Here is a 24,819-nt window from a genome sequence, read left to right as displayed (position 1 = left end):
GAACAGAAGGAAGACCATGACTGACGCTGCCCCGGAGACGAGGGACGCGGCCCGGCAGGGCTCGCCCCACGGAGGACGGCGTGGCCGTCACGGGCGGCGTCGTGCGGCCGGGCCGGGAATGCTGGCCGCCGCCGCGCTGCTGCTGGCCCCCGCTGTCACCGTCGGCGGGGTGGTCACGGCTCCTGCCGCCGATGCTGATGCCTGGCGGGACGCGCAGTTCTGGCTCGAGGACTATGGCGTCACCGAGGCCTGGGAGACCGCTCGAGGCGAGGGCGTGACCATCGCGATCCTCGACACCGGCGTCGACGCCGACCACCCCACCTTGGAGGGCGCCGTCGTCGACGGCACCGACGTCTCCGGAGGTGGTGACGGCTCTGGGGGGCCGGTGGAGCAGTTCTCCACCGAACACGGCACCATGGTGGCCTCCCTGGCGGCCGGGCGTGGCTACGAGCCCACCGGAGACGAGCTCGACGAGCTCCCTGAGCCGGAGGACTACGAGGAGTTCACCGACGAGGACTGGGAGCAGTTCTGGGACGACCTCCTCGACGAGCTCGAGGGTGCGGAGAACCGAGGTCTCTCGCAGGGTGCCGGAGTGCTGAGCTCTGACGTCCTTCTGACGGGCGAGGGCCGTGAGCCGCTGGACCTCACCGCCTCGGCGATCCTGCCCGCCTCGACCACCGAGGACGACGAGGACGCTGACGAGGACGACGCCGACGAAGACGAGGACGACGCCGACGAGGACGACGCCGACGATGCTGACGAAGACGCCGAGGACGAAGACGCCGAGGAGGACGCGGCCGGCGTGATCGGCGTCGCCCCCGAGGCGGACGTGCTGAGCGTGTCCATGGCGTTGGAGATGCCGAACTCCTACGGCCCGGACCTGGAGGACCAGGTGGTCGAGGCCGTGGACTGGGCCGTGGACAACGGGGCGGACATCATCAACATGTCCTTCGGCCTGCCTAACGAGCAGGAGTGGCCCGAGTCCTGGGACGAGGCCTTTCTGAAGGCTGCGGAGAACGACGTGCTGGTCGTCGCCGCGGCGGGCAACCGAGTCTCCGGCAGCTGGAGCGTCGGCGCCCCGGCGACGATCCCCGGCGTGCTGACCGTCGCAGGCGTCAACGAGGATCGGGAGATCAGCGAGGACGCCTCCGCCCAGGGCATCGCGGTGGACATCGCCGCCCCTTCGGAACCGCTGGTCGGGGCGGTCCCGGACGGGCTCAACACCCAGTGGATGGGCACCTCCGGCGCGGCGCCGATCGTCGCGGGAGCGGCGGCACTGGTGTGGTCCGCGCATCCTGACCTCTCCGCCGAGGAGGTCAAACACCGGCTGCTGAGCACCGCCGACGGAGTCGGCGACGGCAACGGTGTGGACCCCGAGTTCGGACAGGGCATCCTCAACGTGGCGCAGGCCGTGGCCAGCGATGACGTCCCGGAGTTCGACCCGTCGGCCTACGAGACCCTCGAGGAGTGGATCCGTGTCCATCGCCGCGGAGAGTCCGACAACACTGAGCACGCCGACGTCCCCAGCGACGCCGGCGTCTCACCCGGCCCTGAGGGCGACCCCCGGGACCGGCCTCAGGCCTCCGACGCCAGGGGCACCCAGGACTGGGCGGGACCGGTGGTGGTCGGGGTCGCCGCGCTGCTGGTGATCGCGGTGGTCAGCGTGGCAGCAGTGCACCTGACGTCCCGGCGTCGGCGCTCCTGAGTCGATCTGCCGGGGAACGTTCGGTGAGGGGAACAGGCGTCCGGCGTCATACCCGCGCCCCCCCCACCGTGCCTGGCAGTAGACTGCACTGAAGGAAGGACACGCAGCGTGGCGGTGGTCCGCACCGAAGACCGGTGAGGGGCCGCCGCTGTTGCTGTGTGCAGTTCACGTACCCCTCAGCACCAGCGCTAGGATGGCATCCATGGCAATCTCGCAGAAGCTCTCAGAGAAACCGCGCATTCTGATCGTCGGCGGTGGATATGTCGGCCTCACCGTCGCCCAGAAGCTCCAGAAGAAGGTCAAGGCCGAGGGCGGCGTCGTCACCCTGGTCGACCCGCTTCCCTACATGACCTATCAGCCGTTCCTCCCTGAGGTGGTCGGCGGGCACATCGAGGCTCGGCACGCGATCGTCTCCCACCGCAGCCACCTGCGGGACACGGAGGTCATCACCGGCAAGGTCACGGAGGTGGACCACGCGGAGCGCACCGCCAGCGTGGAGCTGGAGGACGGGGAGAGCGTCGAGATCCCGTACCAGGACATCATCATGGCGGCGGGCGCGACCACTCGCACCTTCCCGATCGAGGGTCTGGCCGAGCAGGGCATCGGTCTGAAGACCATCGAGGAGGCCCTGACGCTGCGCAACCAGATCCTGGAGCGCATCGAGGCCGCCTCCACCATGACCGATGAGAAGGCCAAGTCCCGGGCGCTGACCTTCACCGTGGTCGGCGGCGGCTTCGCCGGCATCGAGTGCATCGCGGAGATGGAGGACATCATCCGCGCCGCCGTCTCGGCCAACCCGCGCCTGAGTCAGTCCGACGTGCGCATCGTGCTCGTCGAGGCCATGGGCCGCATCATGCCGGAGGTCTCCGAGGACCAGGCCGTCGGCGTGGTCGAGCACCTGCGCGGCCGCGGCATCGAGGTGCTGCTGAACACGTCGCTGGGCTCCGCCGTCGACGGCGAGCTGCAGCTGATCAACATGGCGGACAAGTCCGAGGCCGACCGCTTCGAGGCCGACACCCTGGTCTGGACCGCCGGTGTGGCCGCCAATGCCGTGGCGCGCCGCTCCAGCTTCCCGATCGACGAGCGCGGCCGCATCACCGCCTCTGCCACGCTGCAGATCGTCGACGAGGAGGGCAGCCCGATCGAGGGTGCCTGGACCGCCGGCGACGTCGCTGCCGTGCCGGACCTCACCGGCGCCGGGCCGGGCGGCTTCTGCGTCCCCAATGCTCAGCATGCGCTGCGGCAGTCCAAGCAGTTGGTCAAGAACCTCGTGGCCGCCCGCTTCGGGGAGGGGAAGGTCAGCGAGTACAAGCACGACTCCCTCGGCGCTGTGGCCGGACTGGGCCTGTTCAAGGGTGTGGGCAACCCGATGGGCGTCAAGCTCAAGGGCTTCCCGGCCTGGCTGGCCCACCGCGGATACCACGGCATGGCGATCCCCACCGTGGAGCGCAAGGTGCGTGTGGCCAGCAACTGGCTCAACGAGTTCGTCTTCGGTCGGGACATCACCCCGCTGCGCGACCTGGAGACCCCGCGCCGCCAGTTCGAGGAGGCCGCGACCCCGGCTAAGAAGAAGGCCGACGCCTGAGACGTTCGACTCCTGCGACCTGCCGGCCGGGCCCGAGCGCCTGACCGGCAGGGACGGCGGGAACTGCAGAGATGACGACGGCGAGCCTCTGCCGGAGACCTAAGATGGTCTTGGCGGCGGGCTCGCCGTCGTCGTGTCTGCGCCCCCATAGCCCAATCGGCAGAGGCAGCTGACTTAAAATCAGCACAGTCTGGGTTCGAATCCCAGTGGGGGCACCGAAGGTCGCTGAACGCGTGGGCGGTCCTCGACGGAAGCGCCGAACCCTCGACCTGGTACTACGACTGTAGTAACTTCTTGGCATGGTGGGACGTGTCGTCATCGTCGGAGCAGGTATCTCGGGCTTGGCTGTGGGCAGAGCTCTCCTCGCTGCGGGATGGCAGGTGGAGCTCCGCGAGAGGGCGCCTGGTCTGCCCGGGGTCGGCACTGCGTTGGGAATGTGGCCCGAGGCTCTGGCCGCCCTGGACGCCTTGGGAGTGGGCGACCGTGTGCGTCATGCAGGAGTCACGCAGCATGGGGCGGCGTTCCTCCGCCCGGACGGAATCGAGTTCGCCGCCGTCAGAACCCGGGCATCGGCTGTCCTCCTCTCACGCCCAGCTCTGCATCGGTCCCTGTGGGAGGGGAAGCTCGAGGATGCCGTTCGCTGGGGGGAACCGCTGGAGGACCTGGCGGAGCTCACTGAGGCCGACGTGTCCGATGCGGACCTGGTGGTCGGTGCTGACGGCATCAACAGTCGGCTGCGGTCTGTGGTCGCGGGGCAGGAGGTCCGCCCTCGAGAGCTGCGCGTCACCGCATTCAGAGGCACGGTCCCTGGCCCCGTGGAGACTACCTGCGAGACCTGGGGGCCGGGGCGTCTCTTCGGGGTCACCCCGCAGGAGTCCGGCATGGTCAACTGGTTCGCCGCGGTTCGGGATGACCTCCTGGATGAGGGCGCAGGACTCCCCGACGACGAGCTCTTGAGCACGCTGTTCGGAGACTGGCACCCCGGGGTGCGGGATGTCGTGGCGCGCGCCGGATCTGTCGGAATCGACCGGCGCCGGATCTTCGATCTGCCGCCGTTGCGGAGCTGGCACCGCGGCAGGGTCGTCATCCTCGGCGATGCGGCACATGCGATGGCTCCGAACATCGGCCGGGGCGCCTGCGAAGCGATCATCGACGCCGTCGTGCTGGCTGAGGCGCTGAGTGCCTCGACGACGGTCGAGGCAGGGCTGCAGGAGTTCGACAGGCGGCGACGACGAGCGGCACAGCGAGTCGTCCGTGCCTCCCGGCTGCTCAGCCGGGTGGCGACGGCGCGGTGCCTGCCGGAGACCCGGCGCCGGGCTCTGCGAATCGCGGCGGGCCTCGCCTCCTCAATCCCTCGAGAGGGGGAACGCAGTGGGCACCCGTGATCGAGCCATGGAGGCGGCCGTGGAGCTGGTGGGGTCTCACGGGCTGCGGGCGCTGACCCATCGGCGGATCGATGCGGCCGCAGGTCTGCCGCAGGGCTCCACCTCGAACCACTTCAGGACCCGCGCGCAGCTCCTCCAAGGTGTGGTGGAGCACCTGGCGGCCATGGAGCAGAAGGCCTTCGATGCGAAGGAGCGCCCCCAGAGCATCGACGGGCTCGTCGACGCTCTCTGCGCCTTCATCGACCTCGCAACAGGTGCTCAGCGGACCCTGACGGCGGCACGACTCGCCCTCTTCGTCGAGGCTATCCACGATCACCAGGTGCGAGAGGTCCTCGCACGGGGTCGGGAGCACATGGAGGAGTGGGCGGCGGAGACAGTGCAGAGCGTCGGCCTGCCTGAGCCCGTGATCACGGCCCGGCGGGTCATGGGGCAGGTCGAGGGGATCATCCTTCACCGCCTGGCCCTGGGAGGGGAGCGCCTGTCCGCGGAGACGGAGGCCTCCTTGCGGGCCTGCCTGGGCTCCGAAGGCTGAACCTCTGCGCGTCAGTCGGTCGTCGCGCTCGGCGCAGGCCCTGTGGACTCGCGCAGCACCACATGGTTCGGCACCGGTGCATCGGCGGGAGGCTCCTCCCCGCGGACCAGGGCGATGAGCCGTTGCATGGCCAGACGGCCCCGCCCCTCGCGGTCCACCGCCACGGTGGACAACGACGGCGTCGAGTAGCGTCCCAGGTCGATGTCGTCCCAACCGATGATGCTGAGGTCCTCCGGGACCCGCCACTCACGCTCGTGCGCCGCGCGGAGGGCGCCGAGGGCCACGAAGTCGTTGGCCGCGATCACTGCCGTCACGCCGCTGTCGGCCTCCAAGGACTGCAGGGCCTGGTAGCCGGTGTGGGCGGACCAGTCGCCGCCGGTGACGCCGTGGGACTCGAGCCCGCGTTCGGCGAGGGTCTCCTCATAGACCTGGCGGCGGGCGCGGGCGGAAGCCCATTCCTCGGGGCCCTGGATGTGCAGGAAACGTCGATGGCCCTGATCGGCGAGGGTGGCGATGATCTCGCGCAGGGCACTGGCGTCGGCCAAGGTGCCCAGGCCGCGGAGCTTGTCGTCGAACTGCTCGACGATGGTCAGGGCCCCGGACGCGGCGGTCTTCCCCTGCTCCTGCAGCTCCGGCAGTCCGGCCAGGGAGAGCACACCCTCCACCCGTCCGGAGCCCATCAGCTCGCGGGCCCGTCGGCTGCGTTCTTCCGCGGGGCCTTCCACCACGGCGATCTCCATGAAGTACCCGGCCTCGTGGGCCGCCTCGGCGGCGGCGGCGAGCATGGGCGTGGGCATCTGGGTCACCGGAGCGGGCAGCAGGGCGGTGAGGACCCCGGTCTGCCGGGTCCGCATGGACCGTGCGATCATGTTGGGCCGGTAGTCCAGCTCCCTGATGGCGGCCTCGACCCGGGCGATGGTGTCGGCGCGGAAGGGTCCCATGTCGCGCAGATAGCGGGATACCGTCTGGTGGGAGACGCCGGCCCGGCGGGCGACCTCGTGGATCGTCGCGGCGCGGGTGGGCCGCGCCTCGGGTGTGGGCTCTGACGCCACGTGGTCACCTCTTCTGAGCTGGCTGTCCGTCGCGGACCGGACGTGCTGCCGGGCCATGGGGCCATCGCATCACGGATGCGGTCCGCTGCTCCATCCTGCCACCGCCCTGCGGCCGCGGCCAGCGGACTGAGTGCGCGGCACCTGCTCCGCAGGCGTGTGACGTGGACGACATTCTGGTGTTGACAGCCTACCCGCGGACTCCCTAATCTTGTGGTCAACGTCATAAAGTGATCGATCACAGTAGCCGGTGATCGCCACTGTCACGGATCGACGTCACCGTGAGCCATCCCCATCCCGCGAGGAGCACATCCATGACCGCCGCATCCCCCCGCGTCCGCGCCGCCGTCGTCGGCGCCGGAGGCATCGCCACCGTGGCGCACCTGCCCACCTTGAAGGCCCATGAGGACCGCGTGGAGGTGGTGGCCATCGCCGACGTCGACGCCGACCGTCTCGGCGCTGTGGCCGAGGAGTGGGCCATCCCGGGCCGCTACAGCGACGTCGACACCATGCTCGCCGCGGAACGTCCCGACCTGCTGGTGCTGTGCACCCCACCGGTGGCGCACAAAGACGGCGTCATCAAGGGTCTGAAGGCCGGCGCGTGGGTGTGGTGCGAGAAGCCCCCGGTGCTCACCCTGGCCGAATACGACGAGGTGGCGGCCCACGAGGGCGAGAACGGGCCCTTCGCCTCCTACGTCTTCCAGCACCGCTTCGGCTCCGGAGCCCAGCAGCTCAAACAGCAGGTCCGGGACCACACCCTCGGGCGCCCGCTGGTCGCGGTCTGCCACACCCTCTGGTACCGCACCCACGGTTACTACGAGGTGCCGTGGCGCGGGAGATGGGCCACCGAGGGCGGCGGTCCGGCCATGGGACACGGCATCCACCAGATGGACCTGCTCTTTGAGATCCTCGGCGACTGGACCGAGGTCACGGCTGTCGCGGACGCGTTGGACCGAGACGTCGAGACCGAGGACGTCTCCCTGGCCACAGTGCGCTTCGCCAACGGTGCCATGGCCTCCGTGGTGAACTCCGTGCTTTCCCCCCGGGAGGTCTCCTACCTGCGCTTCGACTTCCAGGACGCGACCGTGGAGGTGGAGCATCTCTACGGGTATGACAACAGCTCCTGGACCTGGACCCCGGCGCCCCACCGTGCTGAGGACGGCTCGGCGGCTGGTTGGACGCCGCAGGAGAACGTCCCTTCCTCGCACAAGCAGCAGCTCTCCGAGCTGCTGGATGCGATGGCCGCGGGAGTGCGCCCCCGTGCCTCGGGCGACGACGGACGCCGAGTCCTGGAGTTCATCGCCGCCCTCTACGAATCGTCGGAGACGGGCCGCACCGTCCGGCGGGCGGAGATGAAGCCCGAGGGCACCTACTACACCGGCATGCACGACCCCTCGTTCGTCTACGGCAGCGCGGAGAACACCGCCGCCAGCAAGGAGACCGTCCAGTGACCAGCACCGCCGTGACCACAGGCTTCGACGTCCGCGTCGAGCAGGACGCCATCGCCGTCGACGCCGCGGACACCGAGATCCTGCGCTACGTCATCCACCCGGACTCGCCGAAGGAGGAGGCCCCGAAGCCGTACCTGTTCCCGCTGCGCTTCACCGACGGCGCCGAGGCCGCGGTGCGCCGCCCCTGGGACCACCGCTGGCACACCGGCCTGCAGTTCACCTGGTCCCATGTGGCGGACCAGAACTTCTGGGGCGGCCCCACCTTCGCCGCGGAGACGGGGTACCAGATGCGGGACAACCTCGGCACCATGAAGCACACCGGCTTCGCCGTGGAACCCTCGGCCGGTGAGGACGTCGTCTTCGACGAGACCCTGGAGTGGATCACCTCCCGGGGGGAGCACTGGTTCGACGAGCACCGGATCCAGCGGATCCATTCGCTGGACGTCGACCGCTTCAGCGCCGGCCGAGGCGTGTGGGCCATCGACCTCACCACTGAGCTGACCAACGTCAGCGGGCAGACCCTGCCGATGGGCAGCCCCACGACGGCCGGTCGGCCGAATGCCGGCTACACCGGCTGGTTCTGGCGCGGTCCGCGCTCCTGGACCGGCTGCGACGTCGTGAACTCCGCCGGCGCCGCAGGCGAGGAGAACACGATGGGCGCCCCGGCGGACTGGGTGGCCTTCTCCTCCGAGCATGACGAACTCGACGGCGGCGGCACGGTGATGGCCTTCGCCGGAACCTCCGAGTCCCAGGACGCCGAGCTGCCTCCCATCAAGTGGTTCACCCGCACAGGCATCTTCACGGTCACCAGTCCGTCGCCGGCCTTCGACCAGGAGATCCACCTGCCCGCTGGGGGACGGCTGCGCCTGCACCACCGCTTCGTGTTCATCGCGAAGGTCTGCAGCGGGGAGGAGCTGACGGCGCTGGGGGAGGAGTTCGCACTGTGAGCGGCACCCAGGAGAACCGCGCCCTCCCCTCGCGCTCCCTGCCGCGGTTCCCCGGCGGGACGTCGGTGAGCGACCTGTGCGTCTACGACTGGGACACCCCGGACGGCCTCCACGGCGGGACCCCGCACCTGCACACGGTGTCCACCGAGGCCTATGTGGTCACGGCCGGCCGTGGAGAGGTGCACACCCTCAGTGCAGACGGCGCGGCGCAGGACGCGCTGGAGAAGGGATCCCTGCTGTGGTTCACCCCCGGCACCGTGCACCGGCTGGTCAACCACGCAGGGTTGGAGCTGGCGGTGATCATGCAGAACGCCGGGCTCCCGGAGGCCGGCGACGCAGTGATGACCTTCCCGGACGAGATCCTCGCCGACCCGGATCGCTATCACGAGGCGGTGGCACTGCCGCCCGAGGGAGACGAACAGTCCCGTGCCGCGGCGGCCCGCGCGCGCCGGGACCTGGCGATCGAGGGCCACCGGCAGCTGCTCGCCGCCGTCGAGCAGGACGGCCCCGCGGCCATGAGGCGCCTCCATGAGCGCGCGGCGGCGCTGGTGCGGCCCCGCATCGACCAGTGGCGCGAGATCTGGGCCGCGAACGTGGAGGCTGAGACCGAGCGCACACGAGCCCAGCTGGAGGCGCTCGCCGATGGCGACGCATCCCACCTGCAGGAAGCTTCCGTGATCCGGGGCGAGCCCCGTCCCGCCCCGCGCCTCTTCGGCATGTGTGGCCGGCTCCAGACCTGGAGGGCCCCGGACATCACGGACTGAAGCCCCTCTTCTGGTGCGAAGAGTGGATCCGGTGCGACAACTGAATACGCAGGGGGCTCCGAGGCATCAGGCCACACTGATGGCACGCCTCGGGGCCCTCTGTGCTCTCTCCAGTCCCAGCCCATCGACAGACCTCAGCCGATCGACAGACCTCAGCACATCGGCAACACCCAGCCCATTCCCCGAGATGAGGAGGCCCCATGACAACCACGACGCGTCCATCACTGCCCGACGCTGCGCCGTCCCGTCCCAGCCGTCGGAGCCGGTCCTGGACCCGGCCGCTCGGCGCGCTGCTGGTGGCCGGGCTCGCCGCGACCGCCTGCGGAGACGGCGGCGGCGACGAAGACGTCACCTTGACCTTCACCTGGTGGGGTGGCGACGTACGCCATCAGTACACCCAGGAGGCCATCGAGATCTTCGAGGATGAGCATCCCCACATCAGCATCGAGCCTCGATTCAACGAATGGGACGGCTACTGGGACCAGCTGGCCACTCAGACAGCCGGCGGAGACACCCCGGACATCATCCAGATGGATCTGGTCTATCTGCGCGAGTACATCGAGTCCGGGATCCTCCTGCCGCTGGACCAGGTGGAGACCCGGGAGTTCACCCAGGAGCTGCTGGACACCGGCAGCCTCGACGGCGAGCTCTACGCCATGCCGGTCGGGCAGACCGCCCTGACCTTCGCGACCAACCCCGAACTGATCGAGGAGGCGGGGGAGTCCGTACCGGATGACACCGCGTGGACCTGGGAGGATCTCAAGGAGGTGGGGGCCGCCGTCTCGGAGAACACTGACGGGTACGGTCTCGCCTCGTTCTTCGACTCGGGCGGACTGGAACTCTGGCTGCGTCAGACCTACGGGAGCAGCATGGTGGACGACGACGGCCAGCTCGCGTCGGAGCCGGACCAGGTCGTCCCGTACTTCGAGATGCTCGGCGAGTTCCAGGATGCCGGTGTGCTGCCCTCGGCTGCAGAGATGTCCGAGCAGCACGGCATCGCTCGGGAGCAGACACTCATCGCTACCGGGGACGCGGCTGTGGCGCCGGTCTGGGACGCGATGCTGGTGGCGCTCTCCGGGGGTGAAGGCTCCGAGCTTGAGCCGTTCATGGCGCCCAGCCTCACGGGTGACGCCACCGAGGCAGGCATGTATTACAAGGCCTCCATGTTCTACTCGGTGGCCGCCCGCAGCGAGCATCCCGAGGAGGCGCAGCAGTTCGTGGACTTCCTGGTCAATGACGAGCGCGTCGGCGAACTCCAACAGATCGAGCGGGGGATCCCGGGCAACGGGGCCATCCGTGACCTTGTCCGGGAGGACCTCGGCGAGGTGGAGACAAAGGTGGTCGAGTACTCTGAGAGCCTGGAGGACGTCGTCGCGGACGCCCCGCCGATGCCGCCGGAGGGCTACGGCGCCGTTCAGGACATCATCATGCGGTATCAGGACGAGTTCTTCTTCGGCCGCCTCAGCGCCGAGGAGACCGCCGAACGCCTGCACTCAGAGATCGAGGACGCGCTGCGCTGATCGGGCGGCCGATCCGGAGCAGCTCGCTCAGAAGGCCAGGCCCGTGCTCGACTCGGACCCGCGCAGCACCAGGCGGGTGGGCAGCTCGATGACCTCGGGGACGGTGGTGGGGCGCGCGATGCGCTCCACCGCCAGGGCCGCGGCACGGCGGCCCATCTCGAGGGGGTCGTGGCTGATCACGCTGATCCCCAGCACGTCGGCGGTGTCGAAGTCGTCGAAGCCGACGAGCGCGGGGCGCGTCTCCAGCTCCCGGGCTGCGCGCAGCACCGCGACGCTCATCCTGTTGTTGCCGGCCACCACGGCGCTCGGCGGTTCGGCGGTGTCCAGGGCGGCTCGGGCGACGGTGTCCTCGGCGTCGTCGTCGCTGAGGTGCTCCAGCGCCGCAGCGTCGCCCAGCCCCGCGGTGGCCATCGCCTCCCGGTAACCGGCCAGGCGCTCATGCTGGGTGTGGATGTCTGCCCGGGAGGCCAGGTAGGCGATCCGGCGGTGTCCCGCGTTCAGCAGCGCCTCGGCGGCCTGTCGGGCCCCAGCGCGGTTCTGCAGCAGCACGGCGTCGGCCAGCAGGTTCCGGGCGGGGCGGTCCACGGCGATCACCGGGGTGCCCAGCTGACGCTCGCCGTCCAGATAGGACTGGTCGGCCGCTGAGGGGATCATCAGCAGCGCGGCCACCCGCTGGGAGAGCAGCGCGTCGGCGACCCGCTCCTCACCCTCCTCCGTGTCGTCGCTGGAGCCCATCACCAGGGTCAGTCCGGAGGCTGAGAGTTCATGCTCGATGCCCGCGGCGACCGCATGATAGAAGGGGTTGCTCATCTCACCGATGAGCAGCCCCACGGTGGAGGTGGCGCCTCCTCGGCGCAGGGTCCGGGCCAGCGTGTTGGGGCGGAACCGCAGCCGACGCGCGGCGGCCAGGACCTGCTCGCGCGTCGCGGCGGCGACCTTCTCGGGTTCGCTGTAGACGCGTGAGGCGGTCTTGCGGCTCACTCCGGCCAGGCGGGCGACGTCGTCGAGGGTGGCGCGCTGCGGCAAGGCCATGCGAAGTCTCCTGAAGGCGGGGGCGTCTGTTGCATGACATCGTAGGACATTCAGGGTGCCGGGACGATGCTGTCGGGGTGGAACCGCTGGTCGGCGGCGCTCAGCGTACGCCACGGGCCGCCAACGCCTCCGCCGTCTCCTCGGCATGGCGCAGCGACATCACCAGCAGCGGCATGATGAGCGCCTTCGGGGTGACGCGTCGGCCGCGGGCCCGCAGCGCCTCGCGGATCTGACCGGAGAACGCCAGGATCACGGGCACGGAGCGGATCGTCAGGGACAGGGCCAGGGAGATCCGGGAGGTGTCGACGCCGAGCTTCGCCAGGGGCGCCAGGGCGCGGTCGAAACCCTCCAGGATGTCTGAGGTGCGGGTGGTGAGCGTGAACAGCCCGGCCACCATGATCACCGCGACTACGCGGGAGACGTTGAGCAGGGCGACCTGCGGCTCGAGGAAGATCAGCTGAGGGACGGTGAGGATGAGCAGGATCCAGCGCAGACCCCACAGGCGCCGCAGCAGCCCGGAGACTCCGGTTCCGGCGAGCAGATGTCCGAGGATCACCAGGGCCCACGCACCCAGGATCGCCCACGGGTTCTCCCTCTGCAGGGAGACCCCCAAGGCCAGCAGGAAGACCAGCAGGAACTTGACGCCGACTCCCGTGCGGTGCAGCACCGAGGTGCCCGGCTGATGCAGCGGCATGACCGCGGAGGCTGCGCCTCCGCCCGCAGGTCCCGCCGAGGTTGCCCGGGGTGCGCGGCGTCGCACGGACCCCGATGCCGGCGGTGCGGTCGTCATCGCGCGGGGGCCCCGCGGCGGCGCGCCCAGCTGAAGGGTGCGGGATAGGCCTTCACCAGCCCGTGGGTGATGAGCACGGCGATCGCCGCCTTGGCGAGGTCTCCCGGGAGGAATGCGGCGGTGGCGATGGTCGCCTGGGGGAGCGTGAGGCCCAGCTGGTAGGCCATCACCGGGATGCCGCAGGCATAGATCACCCCGATGCCGCCGAGGGCGGCGCCGAGAGCGGTCCGCCACCAGGCCAGTGGCCAGCGCCATTGGGCCAGCGCCCCGACGGCGAACGCGGCGGGGATCCAGCCCAGCGCGAACCCGGCGGTGGGGCCCGCGTAGACGCCGAGCCCTCCGGAGCCCTGCGCCAGCAGGGGCAGGCCGGCGACGACGAGGGCGTGCAGCAGCACCATGGCCCCCGCCCCTCGCCAGGGGCCCAGGATCGCGCCGGCCAGCATCACCCCGAGGGTCTGCAGGGTGATCGGCACTCCGGCCACCACGGGGATGGCGAAGGGCTGGCCCAGCACCGCGACGAGCGCGGCGAACATGGCCATCTGGGCGATCCCGCGCACGGCGGCGGTGGCCGGGCCGGCGACGAGGGTCTCGGACGGGGGCATCGGGGCTCCAAGAGTGGGGCGTCCTGGTGCCGGCGAGTCGCATCGCCGACGGTTTGAACGCTGTTCAACACGGTCTGCGGCCCCACTGTAGGCCGTGGAGAGCGTCTCTCGCCACTGCGCCCGGGTCAGCTCTGCGCGGACATCGGCGCTGATGCGGTCTCACCAGGGGACATGCGGCGCACATCACGCCGTGTTCCCGGTAGACTGTCTACACGGTGCGTCAGCGTTGCACCCCTGCGACGGCGGGTGAGAGCCCGTCGCCGAGTCGCTCGCTCGCCGAGCGTAGGTGCTGCGCACGCGACAGAGCCACGAGCCCCGATAAGGAGTGCGGCCCACGACATGTCCAACCCGATCTTCAACTCGCAGGCGTTCCCCTCGCAGTTCAAGGAGCGCGAGCGCCGTCGTTTCTACATGAGCGACCAGGGCACCGTGACCGAGCAGCCCCGGGCACAGCACCCCGGAGCCGGTCCAAGCTACGCCCAGCAGCACGGTATGCCCGGTCAGCAGGCGCCGGGTGCCGACCAGCTGCACCAGATGTACGGCCAGCCTTCGCCCACAGGCCAGGACCTCGGCCGGATGACCTATGACGAGGTCATCCGCAAGACCCTGATCAGCTTCGTCGTGGTGCTCGTCGGAGCGGGCATCTCCGTGACTGCCGGGGCGATGAGCTTCGGCCTGGCCAGCGGACTGATGCTGCTCGGCGTCCTCGGCGGCTTCGCCCTCGGGATGGTCAACGCGTTCAAGCGCGAACCGAACCCGGCGCTGATCCTTGCCTACAGCGCCTTCCAGGGACTGTTCCTGGGCGGCATCTCGATGTTCCTGGAGTACCAGTTCCCGGGCATCGTGCTGCAGGCCGTCCTCGGCACCGCCATCGTCTTCGCCTCGGTGCTGGTGCTCTTCCGCTCCGGGAAGGTCCGCGCCACGCCCAAGCTGAACAAGATGTTCATGGTGGCCGGCCTGGCCTACCTGGTGTTCTGCCTGGTCAACTTCGGCCTGATGATGTTCGGCGGCACCAGCTCCATGTTCGGTCTGCGCACCGAGTTCAGCCCGTGGATCGGCCTGGCCATCGGCGCGCTGGCCATCCTGCTGGCCACCTACTCGCTGGTGCTGGACTTCACCAACATCCAGGAGGGCGTGGAGGCCGGCGTGGCATCCAAGTACTCCTGGGCCGCGGCCTTCGGCCTGACCGTGAGCCTGGTCTGGCTCTACATCGAGATCCTGCGCATCATCGCCATCATCCGGTCCATGGCGGAATGACGCCGCAGTTTCGCTCCGGCTGCTGTCTGCGGCCGGCCTGACATCGCGACGGGTCCGCCGCGCACCGCTTCCGGTGCGCTGCGGGCCCGTCGTCGTCTGGGACGTCTCAGTCCCTGAACCTTCACACACTGATCCTTCGAGTCCAGGAGTGCTGTGCCACCATGGAGCGCATGAACGCTGAGGAAGCCCGCGGGGACGGCCGGACGCAGCCGGCCGCCGTGCCGGTGGGCGCCCACGTCGCCGTGGCGGGCGACGCCGCATCTGAGTCCGGCGTGTCTGAGTCCGGCGTGTCCGGGTCCGGTGGGACCACCGCCGTTTCGAGCCGTGCGGGGACTGACCCGGTGACCTCTGGGAAGCTGGAGCATGAGCGCCTGGCCGGGCTCAGCGACGCCGAGCGGATCCAGGAGGACATCCCCTGGGGTGTGCGGATCGCCGCCGCCTGGTCCTGGCGCGTGCTGCTGATCCTGGCGTTCACCGGGGTGCTGCTGTGGCTGCTGAGCTATGTCTCGCTGCTGATCATCCCGCTGTTGGTGGCCGCGCTGCTGGCCACACTGCTGCGCCCGGTCCACAACTTCTTCCGGAAGCTGCGCTTCCCGCGGATTCTGGCCGCGATCACCACGATCCTGCTGCTGATCGCCTTCGTCTTGGGTCTGCTCTTCCAGGTGGGCCAGCAGATCATCACAGGCTTCGCGGAGATGGCCGACCAGGTGCGGGTCGGTGTGATGGAGCTGGTGGCCATGGCCGAGGAGGTCGGCCGTGACCTCGGCATCACGATCTCCGCCGAGGACTTCAACCAGTGGATGGCCGAAGCCACGCAGTGGGTGCAGGACAACTCCGAATCGATCCTCGGCGGGGCCATGTCCATCGGCTCCACGGCCGGGAATCTGATGGTCGGGCTGATCCTCGCGCTGTTCACCCTGATCTTCTTCCTCTCCGACGGCCGCCGCATCTGGGACTTCTCCGTGAACTTCGTCCCGCGGAAGTTCCGCCCCGCCATCCACGGTGCGGGCCGTCGGGGATGGACCGCGCTGGGCACCTATGTGCGCGTCCAGGTCTTCGTGGCCGCCGTCGACGCCGTCGGCATCGGCATCGGTGCTGCCCTTCTCGGAGTGCCCTTCGCATTGCCGGTGGCCGTGCTGGTCTTCCTCGGTTCCTTCATCCCGATCATCGGTGCCGTGGTCACCGGCGCGATCGCCGTGCTGCTGGCACTGGTGGCCAACGGGCTGGTCAACGCGCTGCTGATGCTCGGCGTGGTGCTGCTGGTCCAGCAGATCGAGTCCAATGTGCTGCAGCCCATCGTGATGGGCAAGGCCGTCAAGCTCCACCCGCTGGCCGTGGTGCTGGCCGTGACCGCCGGCACCACGCTGCTCGGCATCGTCGGCGCCCTGTTCGCTGTGCCGGTGCTGGCGTTCATCAACCGTTCGGTGCGCTACATCGTCCGGGAGGAATGGCGGCGTGATGACGAAGCCGTCGCCATGGAGCGAGAGCAGCAGGAGGAGGCCCTGCGCCGGGACGCCGAGCGGCGGGAGATCGAGGCCCAGGAGCAGGAGACGCTGGCCGGGATCAAGCGACGCTTCCTGGAGACCATGCCGGGGCTGGACCCGGACAAGCCGGCCTTCGCCCGTCGTGGTGGTCGCGCAGGCAAGCAGGACGACGCCGCTGGCGAGGAAGCGGAGAGCTCCGCCGCCGGCTCTGCTGAACACGACGCCGAAGCCTCCCGAGGTGACCGAGCCTCGGAGAAGGACTGACCCCGGAGAAGGACTGACACAGGACCACGATGACCCAGATCGACCAGATCGCGCACGAGACCATGACATCCACTCCGGGCCCGCAGGGCTCCTCGGCCTCAGGAGACGCCATCACGGAGCATCAGGCGGAGCACCGGATCCCCGGACGGCACCTGAGCGTGCAGCTGGAGGATGTTCAGGCGGCCCGCGAGCTGCTGGACGGCGTCATCGTGCCGACGGCCATGGAGCACTCCCGTGCTCTGGGGCGCATGATGGACGCCACCGTGCATCTGAAGTGCGAGAACCTGCAGCGTGCCGGCTCCTTCAAGGTCAGGGGCGCGTATGTGCGCATGGCCCGGCTCTCCGCTGAGGAGAAGGAGCGCGGCGTCGTCGCGGCCTCGGCCGGCAACCACGCCCAGGGCGTGGCGCTGGCGGCCAAGAAGCTCGGCATCCGGGCGAAGATCTACATGCCGCGCGGAGTGGCGCTGCCCAAGCTGGCCGCCACGCGTGACCACGGGGCCGAGGTGATCCTGCACGGCTCCAATGTGGACGAGGCTCTCACGGAGGCCCAGAACTACGCCTCCGAGTCGGGTGCGGTGTTCATCCACCCGTTCAACAACACCGACGTGGTGGCCGGCCAGGGCACCATCGGCCTGGAGATCCTGGAGCAGGTCCCCGACGTCGACACCGTCATCATGGGCATCGGCGGCGGCGGACTGCTGGCCGGCAATGCGGTGGCCATCAAGCAGGAGGCGGCGCGACAGGGCCGCGAAGTGCGCATCATCGGGGTGCAGGCGGAGAATGCGGCTGCCTATCCGCCGTCGTTGGCCGCGGACGCGCTGGTGCCCATCAAGGGGGTCCGCACCATCGCGGACGGGATCGCCGTGGGGCGGCCCGGGAACATCCCTTTCGAGATCATCAAGGACCTCGTCGACGACGTCGTCACCGTCAGCGAGGACGCGATCGCCCAGGCGCTGATCTTCCTCATGGAGCGCTCGAAGATGGTGGTGGAGCCGGCCGGCGCAGTCGGCGTCGCCGCGCTGCTGGAAGGGAAGCTCGCCGGACTCGGCATCGAACCGAAGTCCATCGTGGCGCTGCTCTCCGGCGGGAACATCGACCCGATGCTCATGCTCAAGGTCATCCAGCGCGGCCTCTCCGCGGCGAACCGCTTCCTGACGGTGAAGCTGATGCTCAAGGACCGGCCCGGGGAGCTGGCGATGATCTCGCGCATCATCGCCGACACTGACGCGAATGTCACCGGGGTGGACCACACCCGCATCGGCGGGGCCCTGTCCATGGGCGACGTCTCCATCGTGATCAACATGGAGACCAAGGGGGAGGAGCACTCCGCCTTGGTGCTCAACAGTCTCCGCGCCGAAGGCTACGAACCGATCGTGATGAACTGATGCCCGTCTCGATGATGAAGTTCTCCGTCAGCGCCGGCGTGGGTCTCAGCTCCGGCGTCGGTGGCGAGGCCACCGAGGGCGGTGGACCTGACGGGGCCTGGGCGGATCTGATCGGCCTGGCGCTGATCGGTCTGATGTGGGCGCTGAGCCTGGCGGCGCTGGCCGGACTGGCGTGGTGGCTGGGTCGCTGGATGCGTCGCCGTGAGGAGAGACGGAAGAACCCCGCCGCCGAGGGCGACGGGGTGTCGTCTCGTGCTGCGGGGCGCTCTCGACGCCAGCAGCGTCGTCTGCGGCGCAGCGTCCGCCGAGGCCGCCGGCGTCAGAACAACGCCAGCGACCTCGACGGCTGGGTCTGATCAGCCGGTGAACGGCTCGGCGGAGACGATCTCCACCGGGATCTCCTTGCCGTTGGGCGCGGCATAGGACAGTGAGTCGCCGGCCTTGGCGCCGTTGATGGCCGCTCCGATCGGGGAGCTGGCGGAGTAGACGTCCAGATCGGAGTCGCCGGCGATCTCGCGGTTGCCGAACAGGAACCGCATCTCATTGCCGGCGATCTTCGCCGTGACGACCATGCCGGGCACGACGGTCCCGTCGCTGGCGGGGGCGTCACCGACGTAGGCGTTCTCGAGCAGGTCGGTGAGGTAGCGGATGCGCGCCTCGGCCTTGCCCTGCTCCTCCTTGGCCGCGTGGTAGCCGCCGTTCTCCTTCAGGTCGCCCTCTTCGCGGGCGGACTCGATCCGGTCGACGATCTCCTGTCGACCGGGGCCGCTGAGGTGTTCCAACTCAGCCTTGAGGCGGTCATACGCCTCCTGGGTCAGCCACTGGGCGTTCTCATCGGTCTCGTGAGCGTGCGTCGACACTGTAGTTCTCCTCGGGTCTGAGGAGGAACCGGGCGCCGGGCCAGGGGCCCGACACGTCAGACGGCATCGCCCTCCGTGGTGGGGCGGGCCCCTCCGGACAGCGATGCCGTGCGGTTCCTCGTCGTACATGCAGAGACCCCGCCTGAGGACGTGTGCCCCGGGATTGGTGCCCGGCAGCTCCCCGGCGGGGTGGTTCTGCGTTTCCACAATCGTAGTGGTGACGGGCCAGAACCTCAACGGCTCAGGGTCAACGGCACAGTGTCGTCAACGGCACAGGGTCGTCCACGGCACAGGGTCGTCGTCGCTGCGAGGCTGGCAGTGCTGCCCTCACCTCCGGACGCTGAACAGTCTGCGCCCGGGTCCGTAGACCAGTCCCACCACGATCAGCGCGACGGCGATCATCACCACCGCCAGCGCAGCGGCGGCCTGGGGGTCGGACTGCTGCAGCAGGTACACCTCCACCGGGGCGGTCCGGGTGGTCCCGGCCGCGGATCCGGCGAAGGCCAGAGTCGCGCCGAACTCGCCCAGGCAGCGCGCGAAGCACAACACGGTCCCAGCCAGGAGACCGGGGCGGACCAGCGGCAGCACCACCCACCACAGGGTGGCCAGCGGGCCGGCGCCCATGGTCGCGGCCGCTTCCTCATACTCCCGGTCCAGCGACGCCACGGCGGACTCCACGGAGAGCACCATGAAGGGCATCGCCACAAACGCCTGAGCCAGCACCACCGCGAGGGAGGTGAAGGTGATCTGCACGCCAAGGGCATGCAGCGGCTGGCCCACCAGGCCCATACGTCCGAAGGCCGCCAGCAGCGCCACACCGGCCACCACGGGCGGCAGCACCAGCGGCAGCAGCACCAGCGGACGCACCCAGGGCAGCAGGCGCGCCCGACCCCGGGCCATCAGCACCCCCAGGGGGATCCCGCAGACCAGGCACAGCCCGGTGGCCGCCGTCGCGGTCTGGACACTGAGCAGCAGGGCCTCCCGCGTGGTGGGGGAGGCGAGCAGCTCCGGCACGGCCGGCAGGTCGGCTTCGACCAGGAGGGAGAGCACGGGAAGGGTCAGCAGCACGGCGCCGACGACGGCGGGCAGCCACAGCAGGCCGGGGAGAGCGCTCGTGCGTCGCACCATGGAGGGCTCAGTCGAGGCTCGAGGCCTCGGCGGCGGGGGGCGGAAGGAAACCTGCCTCCTCGAACGCGGTGCGCCCGGACTCTCCCACCAGCAGCGTGAACAGCTGCTCGGCGGCCTCCTGCTCCTGAGGCTCGGCGGCGACCGCGGCCCAGATCTGGGTGTCGTTGTGCGGGAAGTCCGGGATCTCGAAGACCTCGACCTCGTCGTCGGCGGCCTCGGCGTCGGTGAGGTAGGCGAAGCCGGCGTCGACCTCGCCCATGCGGACCTTCGTCATCACAGAGGCCACCGAGGTCTCCTCGGTGTCGGCGTGCACGTCCACGCCGAGCTCCTCCTGCATGGTGCGGGCCAGCTCCCCGCAGGGGACGTCCTCGGCGCAGGTCGCGGTGGTCAGCTCTGCGGCGTGGGCGATGAAGTCGTCGAAGCTGTCGATCTCGCCGGGGTTGTCCGCCGGCACCACCAGAGCCAGCCGGTTGGTGGCCAGCGGATAGGCGTCACCGGCGACCGCGCCGTCGTCCACCAGGTCCGCCATGTGGGTGCGCGAGGCCGTGATGACGATGTCGAAGGCGCGTCCCGAGCGGATCTGCGAGACCAGTGTGGAGGTGCCGCCGTACTCGGTGCTCAGGGTCACGCTGGCGCCGCGGGCGCGCAGGTTCTGGTCCACGCGCCGCAGCGCCGGCTCCACCGACGCCGCGGCGAGCACCGTGACCTCGGTGGTCGGAGTGGCAGGAGGTTCGGCTTCGGTGTCATCGTCGGAGCAGGCGGTGAGCGCGAAGGCGGCGATGAAGCACACCAGCAGCGCCAGGGCGATCACTCCGCGCATGCGGTGGAACCAGGAGCCTGGTCGCATCAGTCGAGCTCCCAGCAGGAGTCCACGATGCCGGTGACTCCGCGGTGCTCGGTGCGCAGATCGGTGCGTAAATACTGGCTCCTGTCGGAGGAGTCGCTGCCCTCATGCGGGCCGATGGTGACGGTCTTGGCCCCGACGACGGCGTAGGTGTCGTCGAGGACCTGGACCATGCACTGCACGGTGGCGTCGAAGTCCTTGGTGACCTCATAGTCCACCGAGGCCTCGGTGTCCGAATGAATGATGTACCCGACATCCTTGGAGGTCATCTGCCCCACGGTGTTGCCGACGGTGAAGTACACGGCCACCGCCAGGGCGGCCGCCAGGGCCGCCAAGATGAGCCACGTGCGGGTCCGGGCGGTCAGGGGGCGCTTGGCGGTGCCGTAGCGCTCGGCGAGGCTGGGGGAGGCGGGCGTGTGACTCATCGGGATTATTCTAGTGCGTCGGGGAGTTCTGATGCGTGGAGGGGTGAGGGCTCCCGCGCAGTTTCGGGCGTCCCCGTTCAGTGCTGAGGACCTGCACCCCGACCACCTGTACCCCGACCACCGACACGGAGACCGACTGTGACCCCGACCCCAGACCATCCGGCTGACACCCTCTCTGCCTCGACGCCCGTGATCCGTCGGGACGCGGCGACGGTGAAGCCGCCGCGCGGACTGCGGGACGCCGTCGTCCCACATGCCGAGGCGGCCCATGAGCACGTGCCACGGTCGAAGGGGCTCCGGCTGCTGGCGGTGCACGCCCACCCGGATGACGAGTCCTCCAAGGGCGCGGCGATGATGGCCGCCTATGTGGACGCCGGCGCCGAGGTCGTGGTCGCCACGGCCACCGGAGGGGAGCGGGGGGACCTGCTCAACGAGGCGGCCCGGGAGCTGCAGCAGTGCCACCGGGACCTGACCGGCGTGCGTCGGCAGGAGATGCGTGAGGCCGCTGAGGCGCTGGGCATCGACCACGTGTGGTTGGGCTTCGAGGACTCGGGCCTGCCGGAGGGCGACCCGATGCCCCCGCTGCCGGCGGGGTCCTTCGCGACGCTGCCACTGGAGCAGGCCGCCTACCCGCTGGTCCGGCTCGTCCGCCGTTTCCGCCCCCATGTGATCATCAGCTATGACGAGTCCGGCGGCTACCCGCACCCGGACCACATCATGTCCCACAAGATCTCGGTGGAGGCGTATCACGCCGCCGGAGACGCCCAGCGCTACCCGGATGCGGGCGAGCCATGGGAGCCGCAGAAGCTCTACTATGACCGGGCCTTCAACCCCGGCCGGTTCCGTGCGATCCACGAGGCCCTCGTGGAGGCCGGCTACGAGTCCCCCTACGGGGAGCGGATCGCTCGCTACGACGACGACGGCGGCATACCCTGGCTGACCAAGCACGAGGTGACCACCCAGGTGCCGGTGGGCGACTACCTGGAGCTGCGCGACCGTGCCCTGCGCGCCCACCGCACGCAGGTGGAGCCAGACGGCTTTTTCTTCGCCACGCCCAACGACTTCCTGCGCAAGGTGTGGCCCTACGACGACTATGTGCTCATCGACTCCCGGGTGGAGACGCAGCTGCCCGAGCACGACCTGTTCGCCGGGATCCGCTGACCTGCGCCGTGTGCTTTCGTTTTCTACACGGCGTAGACTTGGCCCTCGGACAAGCGACAGACTTCGGATCAGAGGCGAGAGACTCCCGTGCATCCTTTCCCTGCACTGACGAACTGGTGGCCCGGTGGGGGCGGCGGTGACACGCCTGACCTGCGCCCGGGCCTTGAGGAGTCTGACATCACCCCCGGCATCGAGGGGTTCCTGTTCACCGCGCTGATCGTTGTGCTGCTCATCGTGGTCGTCCGTGATCTGGCCAAGCGCATGCGCCGGATGAAGTACCGCTCCCAGGTGGAGGCGGAGCTGTCCGGGGAGGAGCCCGAGTTCCCCGGGGAGATCGTCCCCGCGGAGATCTCCGAGGCTCAGCAGCGGGCCCGTGACGCCGCGGCCGCCGACCGGTTCGGCACCGCGCAGCCCGCCGAGGACACCCCGGCCGAGGCCGACGACGAGCGTCCGGGCACCGAGACCGCCCGCTGATCCCTAGACTGGCGTCATGACTGACGCCTCATCCTCCCCGGCCCCTGTCACCCTGCCCTACGGAGAATGGCCCTCGACGATCACGGCGGAGCAGCTCGCCGTGGGCGGCAACCGGGTCTCCGCGCCGTCCCTGATGGGACGGCATCTGTGGTGGACCGAGGGGATCGCGGCCGAGGCCGGGCGGCAGGCGATCGTGAGGACGGCGTCGCCGGTGACGGCCTCCTCCGATGGTGCCGCCGAGACAGTGACGGTGCTGCCGGCTCCCTACAATGCCCGGTCCCGGGTCCATGAGTACGGTGGTTCTTCCTGGCTGGCCTTCGACGACGGCGGCGACGCGCCGCTGATCCTGTTCGTGAACTTCGCCGACCAGCGCATCCACCGCTTCCGGGAGGGGGAGGACCCCACCCCGCTGAGCCCGATCGGAGAGATGGTCGCCTCCGCCGGCGGGCCCTCGCTGCGCTGGGCGCAGCCGATCCACGTGCACGGTCCCGACGGCGACGAGGTCTGGTGGATCTGTGAAGACCACACCCGCGGCTCGGGCATCGAACGGTACATCGCCGCTGTCCCGCTGGACGGCTCCGCCGCCGACGACGCCGCCCGGGTGCGGCAGGTGACGCCGTCGTCGCGCTTCGTGGCCCACCCGCGCGTCTCACCCGACGGTGCCCGGATGGCCTGGATCTCCTGGGAGCACCCGCAGATGCCCTGGGACGGCACTCAGCTGCACGTGGGACGGCTGGAGGCCGGCGTCGTCGCCGAGGACACCGTGGCCGACGGCGATACGGAGACCTCCGTGCTGCAGCCCGAATGGCGGGACGCCGAGCGGCTGATCTACCTGTGCGACCGCACGGGATGGTGGAACCCGTGGACTCTCACCGTGGGTGCGGACCCGGAGCCGGTGCTGCCGGCGGGGGAGGCCGCGGCCCAGGAGTTCGCCGGGCCCCTGTGGCAGCTGGGCCAGCGGTGGCTGACGCCGCTGGATGCCGACACCGCCCTGGTGGTCCATGGCACTGCGGTCGACCGCCTGGGCGTCCTGGACATCCCCACCGGGACGGTGACGCAGCTGGACCTGCCGCATACCCTCATCACGGGCGTGGTGCATCGCGAGGACGGGCTGCTGGCCTTCGCCGGGATGTCGCCGCAGCACTTCTCCGGGGTCCACGCCGCCGAGTTGGTGCGTCCTTCCGCGGGAGACGGGGACTGGCGCGTGGACGGTGTGCACACGGTGCGCTCCTCCCGGGACGACGCGCCGGACCCGGGGCTGCTGCCCGTGCCGGAGCCGATCACTGTGACCTCCGAGGAGGGGCAGGACATCCACGCGGTGCTCTATCGTCCGCGGAACACCGGGGCGCAGGCGCCGGAGGGCGAGCGGCCCCCGTTCATCGCCCAGGTCCATGGCGGGCCGACGGGGCAGGCCGCCGTCGGGCTGTCCCTGGCGATCGCCTACTACACCTCCCGCGGCATCGGCGTCGTGGACATCAACTACGGCGGATCCACCGGCTTCGGGCGCGCGTACCGGGAGCGGCTGAAGGGGCAGTGGGGTGTGGTCGATGTCGAGGACACCGCCGCGGTGATGCGCCACCTGGAGAGAGAAGGCATCGCCGACGGGCGGCGGCTCGGCATCGAGGGCGGCAGCGCCGGAGGGTGGACCACGCTGGCCTGCCTGACCCGCACCGACGTGTTCGCCGCCGGGGTCTCCAGCTTCGGAGTGGCCGACGCCGTCGCCCTGGCTCAGGACACCCATGACTTCGAGTCTCGCTACCTGGACGGGCTCATCGGCCGGTACCCGGAGGATGAGCACATCTACGTGGAGCGGGCCCCGCTGAACCATGTGGACTCGCTGTCCTGCCCGGTGCTCCTCCTCCAGGGCGACGAGGACCCGATCGTGCCGCCCAACCAGGCGGAGATGTTCCGTGACGCGCTCGCGGCCAAGGGCATCCCGCACGCCTACCTGCTCTTCGAGGGCGAACAGCACGGGTTCCGGAAGGCGGAGAACATCATCGCCGCCCTGGAGGCCTCCCTGAGCTTCTACGGCCAGGTCTTCGGCTTCGAACCTCCGGGCGTGCCGCGCCTGGAGCTCACCCGCTGAGGGTCGGTCGGGGTCTCCCGTCGAGTGGGGAATATCTCGTGGTGGGAGAGCTGCGTCGCGCGTCGTATCACGAGTTTCTCCCCGACAGA

Annotated in this window: 23 protein-coding genes and 1 tRNA gene; 16 read left to right on the top strand and 8 right to left on the bottom strand. The window is 69.9% G+C overall.

Translation table 11 applies throughout. The features are described 5' to 3' along the window. The first annotated feature begins 16 nt into the window (after positions 1–16). From ABD658_RS09175 to ABD658_RS09155, 5 genes are all read left to right on the top strand, one after another. On the top strand, positions 17–1,705 hold the full coding sequence (locus ABD658_RS09175; protein WP_344683797.1) for a S8 family peptidase: 1,689 nt from the start codon (positions 17–19) through the stop codon (positions 1,703–1,705). Between the two features lie 202 nt (positions 1,706–1,907). Further along, on the top strand, positions 1,908–3,290 hold the full coding sequence (locus tag ABD658_RS09170; protein WP_311026013.1) for an NAD(P)/FAD-dependent oxidoreductase: 1,383 nt from the start codon (positions 1,908–1,910) through the stop codon (positions 3,288–3,290). Between the two features lie 141 nt (positions 3,291–3,431). Continuing rightward, positions 3,432–3,505, top strand: a tRNA-Leu gene (locus ABD658_RS09165). 84 nt (positions 3,506–3,589) lie between these two features. Continuing rightward, positions 3,590–4,675 (top strand): FAD-dependent monooxygenase, encoded by a 1,086-nt coding sequence (locus tag ABD658_RS09160; protein WP_344683799.1) that lies wholly within the window; start codon positions 3,590–3,592, stop codon positions 4,673–4,675. Continuing rightward, entirely contained in the window at positions 4,662–5,207 is a 546-nt protein-coding gene (locus ABD658_RS09155; RefSeq protein ID WP_344683801.1) for a TetR/AcrR family transcriptional regulator, read from the top strand. The genes ABD658_RS09160 and ABD658_RS09155 overlap by 14 nt, the downstream gene beginning before the upstream one ends. A gap of 11 nt (positions 5,208–5,218) precedes the next feature. On the opposite strand, the gene ABD658_RS09150 is transcribed toward ABD658_RS09155, so the two are convergent. Next, the gene (locus ABD658_RS09150) at positions 5,219–6,259 is read right to left on the bottom strand and encodes a LacI family DNA-binding transcriptional regulator (protein WP_344683803.1); all 1,041 of its coding nucleotides are present in this window, start codon (positions 6,257–6,259) and stop codon (positions 5,219–5,221) included. 311 nt (positions 6,260–6,570) lie between these two features. Here ABD658_RS09150 and ABD658_RS09145 point away from each other — a divergent pair, with 311 nt between their 5' ends. From ABD658_RS09145 to ABD658_RS09130, 4 genes are all read left to right on the top strand, one after another. Continuing rightward, the gene (locus tag ABD658_RS09145; RefSeq protein ID WP_344683805.1) at positions 6,571–7,707 is read left to right on the top strand and encodes a Gfo/Idh/MocA family protein; all 1,137 of its coding nucleotides are present in this window, start codon (positions 6,571–6,573) and stop codon (positions 7,705–7,707) included. Then, positions 7,704–8,654 carry a DUF6807 domain-containing protein gene (locus ABD658_RS09140; RefSeq protein WP_344683807.1) on the top strand — a complete coding sequence of 317 codons (951 nt, stop codon included), beginning with the start codon at positions 7,704–7,706 and terminating at the stop codon, positions 8,652–8,654. Before ABD658_RS09145 ends, ABD658_RS09140 begins: the two co-directional genes overlap by 4 nt. Next, the gene (locus ABD658_RS09135) at positions 8,651–9,418 is read left to right on the top strand and encodes a cupin domain-containing protein (RefSeq protein ID WP_344683809.1); all 768 of its coding nucleotides are present in this window, start codon (positions 8,651–8,653) and stop codon (positions 9,416–9,418) included. The genes ABD658_RS09140 and ABD658_RS09135 overlap by 4 nt, the downstream gene beginning before the upstream one ends. 200 nt (positions 9,419–9,618) lie before the next feature. Continuing rightward, positions 9,619–10,938, top strand: a complete 1,320-nt coding sequence (locus ABD658_RS09130) for an ABC transporter substrate-binding protein (protein WP_344683811.1) — start codon at positions 9,619–9,621, stop codon at positions 10,936–10,938. A 27-nt stretch (positions 10,939–10,965) separates the two neighbouring features. Here the strand turns inward: ABD658_RS09130 and ABD658_RS09125 are convergent, their stop codons facing one another. The 3 genes from ABD658_RS09125 to ABD658_RS09115 all read right to left on the bottom strand — a co-directional run bounded on the left by ABD658_RS09125 (position 10,966) and on the right by ABD658_RS09115 (position 13,362). Further along, positions 10,966–11,970, bottom strand: a complete 1,005-nt coding sequence (locus ABD658_RS09125; RefSeq protein ID WP_344683813.1) for a LacI family DNA-binding transcriptional regulator — start codon at positions 11,968–11,970, stop codon at positions 10,966–10,968. Positions 11,971–12,070: 100 nt separating this feature from the next. Then, positions 12,071–12,664, bottom strand: coding sequence for an energy-coupling factor transporter transmembrane component T family protein (locus ABD658_RS09120; RefSeq protein ID WP_344683815.1), 594 nt, complete (start codon positions 12,662–12,664; stop codon positions 12,071–12,073). A gap of 92 nt (positions 12,665–12,756) precedes the next feature. Continuing rightward, positions 12,757–13,362, bottom strand: a complete 606-nt coding sequence (locus ABD658_RS09115; RefSeq protein ID WP_344683817.1) for a biotin transporter BioY — start codon at positions 13,360–13,362, stop codon at positions 12,757–12,759. 339 nt (positions 13,363–13,701) lie between these two features. Here ABD658_RS09115 and ABD658_RS09110 point away from each other — a divergent pair, with 339 nt between their 5' ends. The 4 genes from ABD658_RS09110 (at position 13,702) to ABD658_RS09095 (ending at position 18,108) form a co-directional block, all read left to right on the top strand. Continuing rightward, entirely contained in the window at positions 13,702–14,619 is a 918-nt protein-coding gene (locus tag ABD658_RS09110; protein ID WP_311026023.1) for a Bax inhibitor-1/YccA family protein, read from the top strand. A 170-nt stretch (positions 14,620–14,789) separates the two neighbouring features. Next, entirely contained in the window at positions 14,790–16,367 is a 1,578-nt protein-coding gene (locus tag ABD658_RS09105; protein WP_344683820.1) for an AI-2E family transporter, read from the top strand. Positions 16,368–16,396: 29 nt separating this feature from the next. Further along, complete coding sequence (ilvA, locus tag ABD658_RS09100) at positions 16,397–17,752, top strand: threonine ammonia-lyase (protein WP_344683822.1); 1,356 nt, start codon at positions 16,397–16,399, stop codon at positions 17,750–17,752. Beyond that, on the top strand, positions 17,752–18,108 hold the full coding sequence (locus tag ABD658_RS09095) for a hypothetical protein (protein WP_344683824.1): 357 nt from the start codon (positions 17,752–17,754) through the stop codon (positions 18,106–18,108). The genes ilvA and ABD658_RS09095 overlap by 1 nt, the downstream gene beginning before the upstream one ends. Here ABD658_RS09095 and greA read toward each other — a convergent pair whose 3' ends face one another. From greA to ABD658_RS09075, 4 genes are all read right to left on the bottom strand, one after another. Beyond that, positions 18,109–18,612 carry a transcription elongation factor GreA gene (gene greA, locus ABD658_RS09090; RefSeq protein WP_344683826.1) on the bottom strand — a complete coding sequence of 168 codons (504 nt, stop codon included), beginning with the start codon at positions 18,610–18,612 and terminating at the stop codon, positions 18,109–18,111. It abuts the gene before it with no gap. 327 nt (positions 18,613–18,939) lie between these two features. Then, a complete protein-coding gene (locus ABD658_RS09085; RefSeq protein ID WP_070160019.1) occupies positions 18,940–19,740 on the bottom strand; it encodes an ABC transporter permease in 801 nt (266 codons plus the stop codon). A gap of 7 nt (positions 19,741–19,747) precedes the next feature. Then, on the bottom strand, positions 19,748–20,587 hold the full coding sequence (modA, locus tag ABD658_RS09080; RefSeq protein WP_344683830.1) for a molybdate ABC transporter substrate-binding protein: 840 nt from the start codon (positions 20,585–20,587) through the stop codon (positions 19,748–19,750). After that, positions 20,587–21,009, bottom strand: coding sequence for a DUF4307 domain-containing protein (locus ABD658_RS09075; RefSeq protein WP_344683832.1), 423 nt, complete (start codon positions 21,007–21,009; stop codon positions 20,587–20,589). The genes modA and ABD658_RS09075 overlap by 1 nt, the downstream gene beginning before the upstream one ends. Before the next feature lie 276 nt (positions 21,010–21,285). On the opposite strand from ABD658_RS09075, the gene mca reads away from it, so the two are divergent. The 3 genes from mca (at position 21,286) to ABD658_RS09060 (ending at position 24,730) form a co-directional block, all read left to right on the top strand. Next, positions 21,286–22,170 carry a mycothiol conjugate amidase Mca gene (gene mca, locus ABD658_RS09070; protein WP_344744358.1) on the top strand — a complete coding sequence of 295 codons (885 nt, stop codon included), beginning with the start codon at positions 21,286–21,288 and terminating at the stop codon, positions 22,168–22,170. Positions 22,171–22,257: 87 nt separating this feature from the next. Next, complete coding sequence (locus ABD658_RS09065; protein ID WP_070160025.1) at positions 22,258–22,644, top strand: hypothetical protein; 387 nt, start codon at positions 22,258–22,260, stop codon at positions 22,642–22,644. Between the two features lie 16 nt (positions 22,645–22,660). Beyond that, positions 22,661–24,730, top strand: coding sequence for a S9 family peptidase (locus ABD658_RS09060; protein ID WP_344683835.1), 2,070 nt, complete (start codon positions 22,661–22,663; stop codon positions 24,728–24,730). Positions 24,731–24,819: the final 89 nt, after the last annotated feature.

The organism is Nesterenkonia aethiopica (assembly GCF_039534665.1).
GTDB lineage: Bacteria > Actinomycetota > Actinomycetes > Actinomycetales > Micrococcaceae > Nesterenkonia > Nesterenkonia aethiopica.
The sequence above is the reverse complement of the archived record's forward strand: the minus strand, read 5'-3'. Positions and strand labels throughout refer to the sequence as shown.

Coding starts and splice junctions, on each gene's coding strand:
- ABD658_RS09175 (WP_344683797.1), top strand. CDS start 17: ATGACTGACGCTGCCCCGGAGACGAGGGACGCGGCCCGGCAGGGCTCG.
- ABD658_RS09160 (WP_344683799.1), top strand. CDS start 3,590: ATGGTGGGACGTGTCGTCATCGTCGGAGCAGGTATCTCGGGCTTGGCT.
- ABD658_RS09110 (WP_311026023.1), top strand. CDS start 13,702: ATGTCCAACCCGATCTTCAACTCGCAGGCGTTCCCCTCGCAGTTCAAG.
- ABD658_RS09125 (WP_344683813.1), bottom strand. CDS start 11,970: ATGGCCTTGCCGCAGCGCGCCACCCTCGACGACGTCGCCCGCCTGGCC.
- modA (WP_344683830.1), bottom strand. CDS start 20,587: ATGCGACCAGGCTCCTGGTTCCACCGCATGCGCGGAGTGATCGCCCTG.
- ABD658_RS09075 (WP_344683832.1), bottom strand. CDS start 21,009: ATGAGTCACACGCCCGCCTCCCCCAGCCTCGCCGAGCGCTACGGCACC.
- ABD658_RS09120 (WP_344683815.1), bottom strand. CDS start 12,664: ATGCCGCTGCATCAGCCGGGCACCTCGGTGCTGCACCGCACGGGAGTC.
- ABD658_RS09145 (WP_344683805.1), top strand. CDS start 6,571: ATGACCGCCGCATCCCCCCGCGTCCGCGCCGCCGTCGTCGGCGCCGGA.
- ABD658_RS09060 (WP_344683835.1), top strand. CDS start 22,661: ATGACTGACGCCTCATCCTCCCCGGCCCCTGTCACCCTGCCCTACGGA.
- ABD658_RS09085 (WP_070160019.1), bottom strand. CDS start 19,740: ATGGTGCGACGCACGAGCGCTCTCCCCGGCCTGCTGTGGCTGCCCGCC.
- ABD658_RS09095 (WP_344683824.1), top strand. CDS start 17,752: ATGCCCGTCTCGATGATGAAGTTCTCCGTCAGCGCCGGCGTGGGTCTC.
- ilvA (WP_344683822.1), top strand. CDS start 16,397: ATGACCCAGATCGACCAGATCGCGCACGAGACCATGACATCCACTCCG.
- ABD658_RS09115 (WP_344683817.1), bottom strand. CDS start 13,362: ATGCCCCCGTCCGAGACCCTCGTCGCCGGCCCGGCCACCGCCGCCGTG.
- ABD658_RS09170 (WP_311026013.1), top strand. CDS start 1,908: ATGGCAATCTCGCAGAAGCTCTCAGAGAAACCGCGCATTCTGATCGTC.
- ABD658_RS09130 (WP_344683811.1), top strand. CDS start 9,619: ATGACAACCACGACGCGTCCATCACTGCCCGACGCTGCGCCGTCCCGT.
- ABD658_RS09105 (WP_344683820.1), top strand. CDS start 14,790: ATGAACGCTGAGGAAGCCCGCGGGGACGGCCGGACGCAGCCGGCCGCC.